The organism is Paralysiella testudinis (assembly GCF_016894345.1).
GTDB lineage: Bacteria > Pseudomonadota > Gammaproteobacteria > Burkholderiales > Neisseriaceae > Paralysiella > Paralysiella testudinis.
Map to the genome: position 1 here is coordinate 852,570 of NZ_CP069798.1, position 13,650 is coordinate 866,219.

The 13,650-nt window shown below is 57.4% G+C and carries 13 protein-coding genes and 1 pseudogene; 10 read left to right on the plus strand and 4 right to left on the minus strand.

What is annotated here, in order from left to right:
- The first annotated feature begins 9 nt into the window (after nt 1-9).
- The 4 genes from fdxH (at nt 10) to JQU52_RS04305 (ending at nt 3,723) form a co-directional block, all read left to right on the plus strand.
- Complete coding sequence (fdxH, locus tag JQU52_RS04290; protein WP_230339909.1) at nt 10-930, plus strand: formate dehydrogenase subunit beta; 921 nt, start codon at nt 10-12, stop codon at nt 928-930.
- On the plus strand, nt 930-1,577 hold the full coding sequence (locus JQU52_RS04295) for a formate dehydrogenase subunit gamma (RefSeq protein ID WP_230339910.1): 648 nt from the start codon (nt 930-932) through the stop codon (nt 1,575-1,577). Before fdxH ends, JQU52_RS04295 begins: the two co-directional genes overlap by 1 nt.
- Nucleotides 1,578-1,783: 206 nt before the next feature.
- Nucleotides 1,784-2,581 (plus strand): formate dehydrogenase accessory sulfurtransferase FdhD, encoded by a 798-nt coding sequence (fdhD, locus tag JQU52_RS04300; protein WP_230339911.1) that lies wholly within the window; start codon nt 1,784-1,786, stop codon nt 2,579-2,581.
- Between the two features lie 221 nt (nt 2,582-2,802).
- Complete coding sequence (locus JQU52_RS04305; RefSeq protein WP_230339912.1) at nt 2,803-3,723, plus strand: formate dehydrogenase accessory protein FdhE; 921 nt, start codon at nt 2,803-2,805, stop codon at nt 3,721-3,723.
- Between the two features lie 367 nt (nt 3,724-4,090).
- Here JQU52_RS04305 and ftsX read toward each other — a convergent pair whose 3' ends face one another.
- The 4 genes and pseudogenes from ftsX to ftsY form a co-directional block, all read right to left on the minus strand.
- Nucleotides 4,091-5,002 (minus strand): permease-like cell division protein FtsX, encoded by a 912-nt coding sequence (gene ftsX, locus JQU52_RS04310; protein ID WP_230339913.1) that lies wholly within the window; start codon nt 5,000-5,002, stop codon nt 4,091-4,093.
- Complete coding sequence (locus tag JQU52_RS04315) at nt 4,999-5,652, minus strand: cell division ATP-binding protein FtsE (protein ID WP_230339914.1); 654 nt, start codon at nt 5,650-5,652, stop codon at nt 4,999-5,001. Before JQU52_RS04315 ends, ftsX begins: the two co-directional genes overlap by 4 nt.
- A 106-nt stretch (nt 5,653-5,758) precedes the next feature.
- Nucleotides 5,759-6,244 carry a hypothetical protein gene (locus JQU52_RS04320; RefSeq protein ID WP_230339915.1) on the minus strand — a complete coding sequence of 162 codons (486 nt, stop codon included), beginning with the start codon at nt 6,242-6,244 and terminating at the stop codon, nt 5,759-5,761.
- A gap of 149 nt (nt 6,245-6,393) precedes the next feature.
- Nucleotides 6,394-7,332 (minus strand): annotated as a pseudogene (ftsY, locus tag JQU52_RS04325) (signal recognition particle-docking protein FtsY); the annotation flags it as partial.
- A gap of 474 nt (nt 7,333-7,806) precedes the next feature.
- Between ftsY and JQU52_RS04330 the strand changes: the two are divergent.
- From JQU52_RS04330 to JQU52_RS04355, 6 genes are all read left to right on the plus strand, one after another.
- Nucleotides 7,807-9,162 (plus strand): M16 family metallopeptidase, encoded by a 1,356-nt coding sequence (locus JQU52_RS04330; protein WP_230339916.1) that lies wholly within the window; start codon nt 7,807-7,809, stop codon nt 9,160-9,162.
- A gap of 196 nt (nt 9,163-9,358) precedes the next feature.
- Nucleotides 9,359-10,651, plus strand: a complete 1,293-nt coding sequence (locus JQU52_RS04335; protein WP_230339917.1) for a M16 family metallopeptidase — start codon at nt 9,359-9,361, stop codon at nt 10,649-10,651.
- A gap of 82 nt (nt 10,652-10,733) precedes the next feature.
- Nucleotides 10,734-10,961, plus strand: a complete 228-nt coding sequence (locus tag JQU52_RS04340) for an exodeoxyribonuclease VII small subunit (RefSeq protein WP_230339918.1) — start codon at nt 10,734-10,736, stop codon at nt 10,959-10,961.
- Nucleotides 10,948-11,844 (plus strand): polyprenyl synthetase family protein, encoded by an 897-nt coding sequence (locus JQU52_RS04345; RefSeq protein ID WP_230339919.1) that lies wholly within the window; start codon nt 10,948-10,950, stop codon nt 11,842-11,844. The genes JQU52_RS04340 and JQU52_RS04345 overlap by 14 nt, the downstream gene beginning before the upstream one ends.
- 437 nt (nt 11,845-12,281) lie before the next feature.
- Nucleotides 12,282-12,797 (plus strand): rRNA maturation RNase YbeY, encoded by a 516-nt coding sequence (ybeY, locus tag JQU52_RS04350; protein ID WP_230339920.1) that lies wholly within the window; start codon nt 12,282-12,284, stop codon nt 12,795-12,797.
- Nucleotides 12,797-13,636 (plus strand): HlyC/CorC family transporter, encoded by an 840-nt coding sequence (locus JQU52_RS04355; RefSeq protein WP_230339921.1) that lies wholly within the window; start codon nt 12,797-12,799, stop codon nt 13,634-13,636. The genes ybeY and JQU52_RS04355 overlap by 1 nt, the downstream gene beginning before the upstream one ends.
- Nucleotides 13,637-13,650 lie beyond the last annotated feature (14 nt).

The following is a 13,650-nucleotide window of genomic DNA, read 5'->3' on the forward strand; positions in this document are numbered from 1 at the left end:
AGCGCACACATGGCATTGCAATCACTCGATATCAAACGCCGCTCCGCCACCGCCGGCATCACCCCGCCGCCGGGCGTGCGCCAGCCGATGGAAGTGGCCAAACTGATTGATGTTACCACCTGCATTGGCTGCAAAGCCTGCCAGGTGGCCTGCTCTGAATGGAACGACATCCGCGACGAAATCGGCACCAACCACGGCGTGTACGACAACCCGATGGACATGACGTCCAAAAGCTGGACGGTGATGCGTTTTAGCGAAGTGGAGGAAAACGGCAAGCTTGAATGGCTTATCCGCAAAGACGGCTGCATGCACTGCGCCGACCCGGGCTGCCTGAAAGCCTGCCCCTCGCCCGGCGCCATTATCCAATACCACAACGGCATCGTGGATTTTCATGAAGAAAACTGCATCGGCTGCGGCTACTGCATTTCCGGCTGTCCGTTCAACGTGCCGCGCATCGACAAAAAAGACCACCGTGCCTATAAATGCACGCTGTGCTCCGACCGCGTGGCGGTGGGCCAAGAGCCGGCCTGTGTGAAAACCTGCCCCACCGGCGCCATTCAGTTCGGCACCAAGGAAGACATGAAACAGGTGGCGGCCGAGCGCATTGTCGATTTGAATAAACGCGGTTATGAAAAAGCCGGCCTTTACGACCCCGAGGGTGTGGGCGGCACCCATGTGATGTATGTGCTGCACCACGCCGACAAGCCCGGGCTTTACCACGGCCTGCCGGAAAACCCGAGCATCAGCCCGACGGTGAAGTTGTGGAAAGGCTTGCTCAAGCCCTTGGCTACGGTGGGCATTGCCGCCGCCGCACTCACCGGCTTTTTCCATTACATCACCGTAGGCCCCAGCACCGCCGAGCCGGAAGAAGACGAGCCTGAGGTAATCGGCCAAGACGGCAAAACCCTGCAGGGCGAGGAGGACGCATAATGAAAGAAAAGCTGATTCAGCGCTACACGCGCAGCGAGCGCATCAACCACTGGATTGTGGCGGTGTGTTTTGTGTTGCTGGCCATTTCCGGCCTGGCGTTTTTCTATCCGGCCTTTTTCTGGCTCACCGGCGTGTTCGGCACGCCGCAGCTGGCGCGCATCATCCACCCCTTTGTGGGCGTGGTGATGTTTATCGGCTTTACGGTGCAGTTTTTCCGTTATTGGAAACACAATTTCATCGATAAAGAAGACATCAAATGGATGAAATCGGTGAAAACTGTGCTCAAAGGCCACGACACCGGCGATGTGGGCAAGTATAACGGCGGCCAGAAAGGCATGTTTTGGCTGATGACCGCCTGCATGGCGGTGCTGCTGTGCACCGGCTTTATTGCTTGGCGGCCTTATTTTGCCGAGCTGTTTCCGATTCCCGTTATCCGCCTGGCCTTGCTGTTTCACGCTTGGGCGGCGCTGATTCTGATTGCCGGCATCATCGTACATGTGTATGCGGCGTTTTGGGTGAAAGGCACCATCCGCGCGATGGTGGAAGGCGTGGTCACGCAAAACTGGGCGAAAAAACACCATCCGCGCTGGTATCGCGAAATGATGGCGAAAAACGCAGAATATGAAAAAAGCAAAAAGCAGCCGTAATCCGGATGGCTTTTAGAGCCTGTTCACAATCTTTTATTTGCTGCTTTCAGCGCATAAACAGGCTCATGCTGCGTTAAAAATGCGCGCCAAAGCTTGCTTTGGCTGTGCTTTTTGCCTTGCCTGCACCCGTTTCTGCACTAAAATCCGCTACAAAAAAGATCGTGAACAGGCTCTAAGGTTTTCAGGCAGCCTGAAAATAACAATACATGAACGCAGAAATTTATCAAACCCATGCCGTTTGCCGTCTTGACGGCACCGGCCTGAGCCACACCGGCGATATGCTGGCCGAAGAAGTGCCGGTGGCGCTGGTGTATAACGGCATCGCCCATGTGGTGCTGATGGCCACGCCCGCGGAGTTGGCCGAGCTGGCATTGGGCTTCAGCCTGAGTGAAGGCATTTTGCAGCAGGCGCGTGAGGCTTACGACATCGAAGTGCAAGCAGGCTGCAACGGCATTGAAGTGCATCTGGACATCGCCTCCGAACGTTTTCAGGCACTCAAAGCACGCCGTCGCAACATCAGCGGGCGCAGCGGCTGCGGCTTGTGCGGCATCGACAGCCTCGCCGCCGTGCAAACCGATGTGCCCCAAGTGCTGCGCAGCCAGCCGATTCGAGCTGCCGATATTCAAGCCGCCGTGGCCGATTTGCACCGCCACCAGCCTTTGCGCAGCCACACCGGTGCGGTACACGGTGCGGCTTGGGTTTGCGGCGGCAAAATCGTGCGGCTGTTTGAAGACGTGGGCCGCCACAATGCGCTGGACAAATTGCTCGGCCACGGTGCGCAAGCAGGCGTGGATTGGCAACAAGGCTTTGTGCTGATTTCCAGCCGCGCCAGCTATGAAATGGTGGCCAAAGCCGCCATGCTCGGCATCGGCTGCGTGGTGGCCGTATCCGCACCCACGGCGCTGGCTGCCCGGCTGGCCGAGCAAGCTGGCATCACACTGGTGGGTTTTGCCCGGCCAACGCAATGCAGTATTTATAGCCGGCCGCAATGGGTGGTATATTGATGCGGCGTTGGTATTTGAATTTGATATAAATATAGCAAGGCTGCCTGAACGCTTTAGGCTTTCAGGCAGCCTTTATACCAATTCTAAAAAATAAGATAACAAGGCGGCGAGCCGCAAACAGTACAAGTAGTACGGCAAGGCGAGCCAACGCAGTTAGGTTATTTTTTAGGATTGGTATTATTTTGATTGCTGCCGGGCAGTCATACACCACAAGGAATGCAATGAACACCCCTGCCAACCCCGCTGCCGCCATCGAAAAAGGCCTGTTTCACACCCCGTTTTGGCTGGCGCCCGCTGCCGATGTGTTTGCACAGCGCAGCGTGCGCTTTCAAGAATTGGCCGCAGCTGAAAACAGCCAATGGCGCGACTACTTGGCTTTATTGGGCAAACTGGCGGCAGCGCAGCAGGCCGTAGCGGCCAAGCATGTTTTTGCCCTGCCGCCCACGCATCAGGGCCACACCGTGCTGCCGCAAGCGGCATTGGGCGAAGTGCCCGCCGATTTTTACGTGGTGTTGGCTGGCTTACTGGCCGAAGTCGGCACGCAAGCGCCTCAAAACGTGCAGGCCGAATTAAACGCGCTGGCCGCCTTGCCGCGCGCCGCTGCCGAAGCGCTGGCATCGCGTGTACTCACCGGCAGCAGCACGCCGGAAGAACAAGCCGCTACGGTGTGGGTACAGGCGGCGCTGCAAATTATTTGGACGGCATGGGCGGCACAGTTGCTTGAAGATGCGGTGCCGCCGGTGCAAGAGCGCACCCATTGTCCTTGCTGCGGCACCGAGGCGGTGGGCAGCGTGGTGTTTGCCAGCGGTGATTTGGCCGGCTTGCGTTATATGCACTGCCCGCACTGCAATAGCCGCTGGAACGCGCTGCGTGCCAAATGCCCCACTTGCGACAGCAGCGGCGGCATGGCCATTCAGGAAATCGACATCGATGCAGCGGTGGCGCAGGTGGCGCCGTTGCTGGCGGCCAAGGCAGAGAGCTGTGATGTGTGCCGCAGCTACCGCAAACTCTACCGCTTGGAAAAACAGCAATATGCCGACCCGCTGGCCGATGATTTGGCATCACTGGGGCTGGATATTCTGGTGGGCGAGGGCGGTTATCAACGGGCTGGTGCCAATCCGTTTTTATTATTGGGCGGATAAGATTCCGGCCGGGCATTAACGGCCAACAAGGCTGCCTGAAGGTTTGGGTTGTGCAGAGTGTGTTTTCAGGCAGCCTTTAAACCGAAAAAACAGAGATTTGAATGCCCTTCTGATACCAGTTCAAAATAACCTTAAATTATTAAAGACATAAAATACGGCATAGGATGCGCCTTGGTGCATCGGCTTTGATGATTTTGAAGTTTGATGCGCCAAGGCGCATCCTATGAATCTTATTTTTTCGAATTGGTATAAGGTTATTTTTAGAATGGGTATGAATTGGAAAGATTTATCCAAAAACAGCCGCCACCCGATATCGGAGTGGCGGCTGTTTTTGGATGCAATAGCACAATCTGCTGTGCCTGTTAACTTAGCGCCGTGCCTTGAAATGCAGCAAATGCTGTTGTGTGGCCAGCCAAGCACCGGCGATGCCCAAGCCGCACACCACCGCCAGCACCAGCAGGGTTTCCGGCAGGGTAAAAAAGCGCCAGCTCAGATTGATGCCGTAGGGCTTGAAGATGGCTTCCACCAAGGGCTGGCTGGCGCGCACCAGCCACACGCACAGCGCCAAGCTGATGGCGGCGGCCAGCAAGCTTTGCCAAGCAGCCAGATACAGAAACGGGCGGCGGATAAATGAAGCCGGTGCGCCCAATAGCTTGGTGATTTCGATTTCTTCGCGCCGCCCCAAAATTTGCAGGCGGATGGTGTTGTGCGCCACCAGCACAAAGGCCACGCCCAGCGTAAAGGCCAAAAACCAGAATACTTTGCGCACAAAATCATTGATTTGATACAGCGTTTGCATCCATTCAGCGTCCATCTTGGCGCTTTCCACCATCGGCAGTTTACCCACATCGGCTTGCAAGGCGGCCAATTCGGCGGGCGCTGCGGTTTTGGGGGTAATCACAAACACATCCGGCAGCGGGTTTTCGTCCAGCATCGACACCAAGTCTTGTCCGCCCATGCTTTGTTGCAGCTCGGCCAGCCCGGTTTGTTTGTCTACAAAAGCCAGTGTGTCGATGCGGCTGTCTTCTTTGAGCAGGTTTTCCACCGCCAGTGTGTCCACGGTGTCGGCGCTCAACTCCATATACAGGGTGATTTTGGGCGCTTCATTGAGTTTGCCCAGCACCTGCTGGCTGCTTTGCACCCCCAGATACAGCGCCAGCGGCAAGGTCATGGCAATTGCCAGCATCAGCAAAATCAGCAAGGTGGCCACAGGCTGCCTGAATAAAGACTTCAGGGCGCTCAGTGCGGCTTCGGTGTGCAGGGAGAGGTAGGAATTCATGCGTAGAGGCTGCCTTGTTGCAAACGGATAATGCGGTGGCCGTAGTCGGCCATCAGGCTTTCATCGTGCGCGGCCACCATCACCGTGGTGCCCGCTTCGTGAAAGGTTTTAAACAATTCCATGATGTCCAGCGCATAGGCGCGGTCGAGGTTGGCCGAAGGCTCGTCGGCAATCAGAAGGCTGGGCTGGTGCACCACCGCGCGGGCAATACACAGCCGCTGCTGCTCGCCGCCGGACAAAGTAACCGGGTCGGCCAGCTCGCGCCCGCCCAAGCCCACTTTTTCAATTGCCGCACGGGCGCGGTGCTCGGCCTGGCGGCCGTTGTAGCCGATGATGCGCAAAGGCAGCAACACGTTTTGCAGCACATTGCGGTCGAACAAAATTTTGTGGTCTTGAAACACAATGCCGATGTGTTGGCGCAAAAAGCCGAGTTGATTGTCGTTGAGCGTGCCCAAATCCTGCTTGTTCAGCCACACCCTGCCGCCGCTGGGCTTGATGATGCCGCTGATGAGCTTGAGCACGGTAGACTTGCCCGCACCGGAGTGCCCGGCAATAAAAATCATCTCGCCCTTGCCGATATTGAAGCTGAGGTTTTTCAGCGCATGGTGGCCGCCGGGATAGGCTTTGGAAACTTGTTCGAAACGGATCATGCAGTGCATTTCCACAAAAATAAAATCAGAAAGTTAGAGGCTGCCTGAAAAGCGATTGCTGCTTATGTTTCAGGCAGCCTTGATTTAAGCAGCAGCTGTCAGCTACTTACACCCCGCCGCGCAACACCACACGGCTGTTCCAAGTGCCGATATGGCATTCGTATTGGTCGCCGCCCACGGTGCGTTTATCGAAATAGCTGCTCACGCGGATGTGTTTGCTGCCTTGTTGTGCGGCGGTGGTTTGGAAGCGTTTGATGGTGCTCAAGAAGGCGCGTTGGCAGGTTTCTTCGGCGGTTTTGCCGCGTGCATTGGCCACTTGGCGCGAGGTTAGGTTGCCGCCGGCGCTGCCGTAGCTCACGCGGATGTCGGGATTGAGCACTTCTTTGGCTTCTGCCGAGCGCAACGCGGCGCTGGCCGAGCACATATAGGCTTCGTTTTTGCCTTTGCCGCTGGTGTCGGCACGCACAAAGCGGCAGGCGCCGCTGTCGGTGCTTTGGCCGGTGGCTACGGTTTGCGCGCCCGAGGGGCTTTTACAGGCCGACAACGCCAATACAGCGGCCATGCCGCACAAGGTAAGGGTGGATTTTTTCATTTTTTATACTCCTGTTGTAGTGAATAAAACAACGCGAAATTGACGGGTGCTTAAGTCAGCCTGCGTGGAGAAATAGATTGGCCCACGCGAAATGATTGTAGCAGCTGGCTGTTGATGCGGCCAAAAAAGCGGCCGATGTCAAAAATGGTTTAAGCCGCTTCATCCAGCAGTGCATCCACAAAGGCGCGCGCGTCGAAGGGGCGTAGGTCGTCGATGCCTTCGCCCACGCCGATATAGCGCACGGGCACGGGGTGGGTGGAAGCGAGGGCGGCGAGGATGCCGCCTTTGGCGGTGCCGTCCAGTTTGGACACAATCAGGCCGGTGAGCCCCAAGGCGTCGTCGAAGGCGGCCACTTGGTTGATGGCGTTTTGGCCGATGTTGGCATCCAGCACGAGGATGATTTCATGCGGGGCGGCGGGCAGGGATTTTTGCAGCACGCGCTTCACTTTTTTGATTTCTTCCATCAGGTGCAATTGGGTGGGCAGGCGTCCGGCGGTGTCGGCCAGTACGATGTCGATGCCGCGGGCTTTGGCCGCTTCCACGGCGTCGAAACACACGGCGGCGGAGTCGCCGGAGGCTTGGGAAATCACGGTAACGTGGTTGCGCTCGCCCCATTGCTGCAATTGCTCGCGCGCGGCGGCACGGAAGGTGTCGCCCGCGGCCAACAGCACGCTTTTACCTTGGGTTTGGAAGTATTTGGCCAGTTTGCCGATGGAGGTGGTTTTGCCCGCGCCGTTCACACCGGCCATCATAATCACAAAGGGGGTTTTATTTTCGGGGGCGTGGTTTTCAGGCAGCGTGAGCGGTTTTTCCAGCGGTTTGAGCAGTTCGTAGAGGCTGTCTTTGAGGGCGCCGCGCAGTTCGTCGGCATTGCTCAGGCCGCGCAGGCTGACGCGGCGGCGCACGTCGGCAAGCAGGTGTTCGGTGGCTTCGATGCCCATGTCGCTGGTGAGCAATACAGTTTCGAGCTCTTCGTAGAGGTCTTCATCGATTTTGCCGCCGCCAAACACGCCCGCCAGCGATTTGCTCATGTGGTTGCGCGATTTGCTCAGGCCTTGCTTCAGGCGTGCCGCCCAGCCTTGTTTTGCCGGCTCAGCAGGTTCGGGTGTGGCAGGCGAATTAACGGCAACGGGTGCGGCAGCGGGCTGCGCGGGGGTGTTTACTTCAAGGGGCTTTTTTTTTTGCGTGTCGTTGTCGGTGTTGTCGCTTAACGGCGGCGGCAGCTCGGCATCGTCGTCGATGGTGTCGGCCACCAATTGGCTGATGGGATTGCCGCTTTGGTGGGCGTCGATATAGGCTTTTTGCTTGTCGGTGAGCGGCGCTACCACTTCTTCCGGCTCGTCGTCGCGGTATTCGTTGTCGTAGGGCTGCGGTTTGATTTTGCTTAAATCAACTTCATCGGCGGCGGGTTTCTTTTTTTTGAAAAATCCGAACATGGCGGTATCCTTGGCTGGGTTTGGCCGCGTGGTGATTGTTTCAGGCTGCCTGAAAGGGTATGCTTCACGGCTGGGCGGCAGGTATGATTGGCCGCTATTGTAACGCACCGATAAAGGTTTGAGTAAATGAAAGCAAAGCGGATTTGGTTGGCAGCCGCGGCCTTGAGTGCGGCGTTGGCGCAGGCGCAAACGCTGTCGGCCACGCTCGACAACGGCATGAAGGTGGTGGTGAAAGAAGACGCGCGCGCGCCGGTGGCGGTGTCGCAGCTGTGGTATCGGGTGGGCAGCCAAGACGAACACAGCGGCAAAACCGGCTTAAGCCACGCCTTGGAACACATGATGTTCAAAGGCACCGACAGCGTACCGGCGGGTGAGTTTTCGCGCAAGGTGGCGGCGTGGGGCGGCAACGACAACGCCTACACCAGCCGCGAAGTCACCGTATACCACCAAACCGTGGCCGCGCGGCATTTGGCCGATGTGCTGGCGATGGAGGCCGACCGCATGGCCAATCTGAATTTCAGCAATGCCGACTTCGATAATGAAATGAAGGTGATTCGCGAAGAGCGCCGCCAGCGCACCGAAGACAACCCCAGCGGCAAGTTGTGGGAGCTGATGAATCAAACCGCGTTCAGGCAGCCTTATAACCGCGCGCCGGTCATCGGCCATATGGCCGACCTCAACACCTTGCAAGCGGCGGATTTGCGCGACTGGTACCGCCAATGGTATGCGCCCAACAACGCCACGCTGGTGATTGTGGGCGATGTGAACGCCAAAGCAACCCTGCACACCGTGCGCCAGCTGTTTGGCCATCTGCCCGCCCAAACCCTGCCATCGCGCCATTCCGGCAGCGAAGCGGCGGCGCAACGCGGCGCGCGGGCGCAAACCAGTGCGCCCAGCGAATTACCAATGTTGTCGGTGGTGTACAGCGCGCCCAGCTTGCGCCAAGTAGACGACACGCTGCCGTATGCCTTATCGGTGTTGTATGAAGTATTGGCGGGCGACGGCACCGCGCGGCTGCAAAAAAACTGGGTGCGCCAGCAGCCCCTGGCGGTAGCCGTGGGCGCCGATTACGATATGCTCACCCGCACTGATAATCTGTTTGTGCTGATGGGCTATCCGGCCAAAGGCGTGAGCACGCAGCAATTGCAAGCCGCCCTGCAAAGCGACATTGCCGCCATTGCCAAAAATGGCATCAGCGCCGCCGAACTGCAACGCGTGCGCACCCAGGCCGAAGCCAACCGCGAATACGCCAAAGACAGCATGAGCGTGCAGGCACGCATTATTGGCGAATTGGAAAACACCGGCTTGGGTTGGCAGGCAGAAGACGAAGTACAACGCCGCTTGCTGGCAGTGAGCGCCGCCGACGTGCAAAACGCCGCCCGCTTTTTGCAGGCACAAAAACCGACCGTGGTGGTGTTGAAACCGCTGCCCGTCAACAGCCAAACGGCCACCGCAATGGGAGGCGGCAATGAACTGCATTAAGATTAAATTCAGCTTGAACGCATGGTGTTCAGGTAGCCTGTTGATACCGAATCTAAAAGATAAGATAACAAGGCGGCGAGCCGCAGACAGTACAAGTAGTACGGAACAGACTTTTGTTGGCGCTTTAGCGCCGTACAAAATCGTTCGCTTTGCGCGTAGGCGAGCCAACGCAGTTAGGTTGTTTTTTAGATTCGGTATGATGATTTTGTGGCTGGCTGTAGCCTTGCCCGCCCAAGCCTTCGACATTCAACGCTGGACATCGCCCGACGGCGCCAAAGTGTTGCTGGTAGAGCGCCACGACAACCCGATTGTCGACATCGACATCACCTTCGATGCCGGCAGCCGCCGCGATGCGCCGGATAAAATCGGCGTGGCCGATATGGCCAACGGCCTGCTTGACACCGGCACCGCCCAAGACGACGAAGAAGCTTTACGGGTGAAAATCAGCGATTTGGCGGTCACCATCTCCAGCTATGGCGAATTGGAGCGCGGCGGCGTGCGCATCCGCAGCCTGAGCCGCGCCGATACGCTGAATGCCGCGGTGGCGATTGCCAACCAAATGCTGGTGTCGCCGCGCTACGACGATAAAGTGCTGCAACGCGAAAAAAGCCGCGCCATTGCCGGTTTGCGCCAAAACCTCACTCAGCCCGGCTTTTTGGCCGACCGCGCCTTGGATACGTTGAATTACCCGCAACATCCTTACGGCTACGGCGCCCGCGAAAGCGAAGCCAGCTTGGCCGCGATCAGCCGTGCCGACTTACAGCGCTTTCACGCCGCCCATTATGCTGCCAACAACGCCGTGATTGCCATTGTGGGCGACCTCACCCGCGCACAGGCGCAGCAACTGGCCGAGCGCTTGCTGCAAGGGCTGCCTGAAAGCGCCGCGCCGCTGGCTGCCGTGCCGCCGGTGGCCTTGAATAAAAACAGCCGCAACCAACGCATCGCCCATCCGGCCAGCCAAGCCCACATTATGCTGGGCTTGCCGGTGATTACCCGCGATGATCCGGACTACTACGCCTTGCTCACCGGCAACTACATCCTCGGCGGCGGCGGTTTCGACAGCCGTTTGATGAAAGTGCTGCGCGACCAAAAAGGTTATACCTACGGCGCCTCCAGCAGCCTCAGCCCCTTGCAGCAGGCCGGGCCGTTAACCATCGGCTTTGCCACCAAAAAAGCCAGTGCCCAAGCTGCGCTGGCCGATGCCCGCCAAGTGGTGGCCGATTTTGTGGCGCAAGGCCCCACTGAAGCCGAGCTGGCGCAGGCCAAAGCCAATATTGTCGGCGGCTTCCCCCTGCGTTTCGACAGCAATGCCAAACTCATCGGCTATTTGAGCGTGATGGGTTTTTACAACCTGCCCGATGATTTTCTTGATGCTTATCCGGCCAAAATAGAAGCCCTCACCACCGCCCAAATCCGCGCTGCTTGGCAGCGGCGGCTGAATCCTGCACAGTTGAATACCGTGGTGGTGGGCGGCAATGGCGGCGAATAAACCGCTATTTCGGTGTTACAATCCGCCTGTTTTGGCCTGAATACATTTCAGGCAGCCTGAAAATACATAAGCAAGCCCAATAATGAAAAAAACCGCCCCAAAAAACTTTGAAGATGCCCTAGCACAGCTGGAAACCATCACCGAAGCCATGCAGCGCAACGACTTGCCGCTGGAAGAAGCCCTGGCTGCCTATCAGCGCGGGCAGGAATTGGCGCAATACTGCCAGCAAAAACTGGCCGAAGTAGAGCAAAAATTGCAAGTGCTCGATGGCGACAACCTGAAGGAACTGCAGCTTGATGGCCACGAATAGCCCTTTTGCCGCCTGGCAAGCCCAAGCGCAGGCGCACACCGAAGCCACACTGGCACGGCTGTTGCCCGCGCCCGCCGCCACCCCCGCGCAGCTGCATGAAGCCATGCGCTATGCCGCGCTGGATGGCGGCAAACGCCTGCGCCCCTTGCTGACACAGGCTGCCGCCGCCTTGGGCAATGCCGATGCCGCCGCACTGGATTACGCGCTGGCCGCAGTGGAGTGCATCCATGTGTATTCGCTGGTGCACGATGACATGCCGGAAATGGACAACGACAGCCTGCGCCGTGGCAAGCCCACCTGTCATGTGGCCTATGATCAAGCCACCGCCTTGCTGGTGGGCGACGCCTTGCAAACGCTGGCATTCGATTTGCTCGCCCGCCCCACCGCCTTGCCGCCCGCGCGCCAACTGCGCATGGTGCACACCTTGGCCACCGCTTCAGGCAGCCTCGGCATGGCCGGCGGGCAGGCCATCGACCTGCAAAATGTGGGCAAAGCGATGACACAGGCGCAGTTGGAGCATATGCACGGCCTCAAAACCGGCGCCCTTATCCGCGCCGCCGTGGCCTTGGGCGCTTTGGCCTGTGCCGATATTGGCGATAGCCAACTGGCACAGCTCGACACCTACGCCGCCAAATTGGGACTGGCTTTTCAAGTGATTGACGATGTGCTCGACTGCGAAGCCGACACCGCCACCTTGGGCAAAACCGCCGGTAAAGATGCCCAAGCCGACAAGCCCACCTATGTGCAACTGCTGGGCTTGGCCGCCGCCCGCGCGTATGCCGAAACCCTGGTGGCCGAAGCCATCGCCGCCTTGGCCGCTTTTGACGCCCGCGCCGATTATCTGCGCGCACTGGCCGAATTTGTTACCGCCCGCAAGCATTAGTGGTTAATGCTTGATAAAGCATATTGAAGTGATGTGCTTGTATAAATACAAATGATGTAATCATTGAAAAATTATTTTTATGCTACCTGAAACGTATAATCCGTGCAGCCTCCCCCTTGGCGCAGCCGAACGGAACGTGGTTTTGGCGGAAATAAGGGCGGTCCGGAGCGCAGCGACTAGCGCCCGCCGCCAAAAGCATGTGCAGTGAGGGAAGTTTGGCGCAGCCAAACCTGCAACCGGGGTCGCCTTTCTTTTGCTTACTTTGCTTTGGCGAAGCAAAGAAAAGTAAGTGGCCGCGCGGCCATGAAGCGCAAAGTAAAATGATAAGAAAATGCATATAAACACAGTCTATTTTTAAAATCGTTTTATTTCAGGCAGCCTTCGATAAACAGGTATGTAATTGCAGTTTATAATTTATTATCAACAAACCCTTACCCATGAAACAAGCCAAACGCAATCCCTTCTTAAAACGGCAACATCAGCGGTTTACCCTGTGGCTGGATATACCAAGCCAAGCTGCAGGGCTGCCTGAACAGGCCGATTTCTACCGCTGGGCATGGCAAACGCTGAAAAGCGATTACCGCCACGCCCAAATCGGCATCATGCTGTGCGACGAAGCAAAAGCCCGTGCGCTCAACCGCGATTATCGCGGCAAAGACTACGCCACCAATGTACTCAGTTTTGCGTTGAATGAAGGCGAAGCCCTGCACCATGCCGTTTCAGGCAGCCTTACAGGTGATATTGTGTTTTGCCCGCAAGTCGTGGCGCAAGAAGCCGCGGCGCAAGGCAAAACGCTCATGCAACACTATGCCCACCTCACCGTGCACGGCGTGCTGCATTTAATGGGCTACGACCACATCGATGAAGCCGAAGCCGAAGCCATGGAAACGCTTGAAATCCGTATCCTGAATCAGTTAGGATATGCCGACCCCTATCTTGAGGACCCATCCTGATGGACGACAGCCCGTCGAAATCCCCCGGTTTTTTTGAACGTTTGGTGAGCCGCATCGCCGGCGATGCCCCCGAAACCGCCGCCGAAGTATTGCAAACCCTGCGCCAAGCGCACGAGCGCGAAGTATTTGATGCCGACACCCTGCAACGGCTGGAAAACGTGCTCGATTTTGCCGATTTGGAAGTGCGCGACGCCATGATTACGCGCAGCCAAATGGACGTAATCAAGGCCGACGATGCACTGGAGCGCATCATCGCCTACGCCGTGGAAACCGCCCATTCGCGCTTTCCGGTGATTGGAGAGGATAAAGACCACGTGCTGGGTATTTTGCACGCCAAAGACCTGCTCAAATACTGGGGGCGGCCGGAGCAATTCCAGCTTGAAAGCGTGTTGCGCCAAGCGGTGTTTGTGCCGGAAAGCAAATCGCTGGGCGGCTTGCTGAAAGAATTTCGCGAGCAGCGCATCCATATGGCGATTGTGGTCGACGAATACGGCGGCACTTCCGGCTTGGTTACCTTTGAAGATATTTTGGAGCAAATCATCGGCGACATCGAAGACGAATTCGATGAAGACGACAGCGCCGACAACATCTTTGCTGTTTCCGCCGAGCGCTTCCGCGTCAAAGCGGTAACCGAAATCGACGACATCAACGCCTTTTTCGGCACCGATTACAGCGATGAAGAAGTGGACACCATCGGCGGCCTGGTGATTCAGGAAATCGGCCATCTGCCCGTGCGCGGCGAAAAAACCAGCATCGGCAAACTCAATTTCACCGTGGCCCGCGCCGACGCCCGCCGTTTGCATACGTTGATGGTAACGGTGAATAAAGAGGCGGAATAGGCAACAGGCTGCCT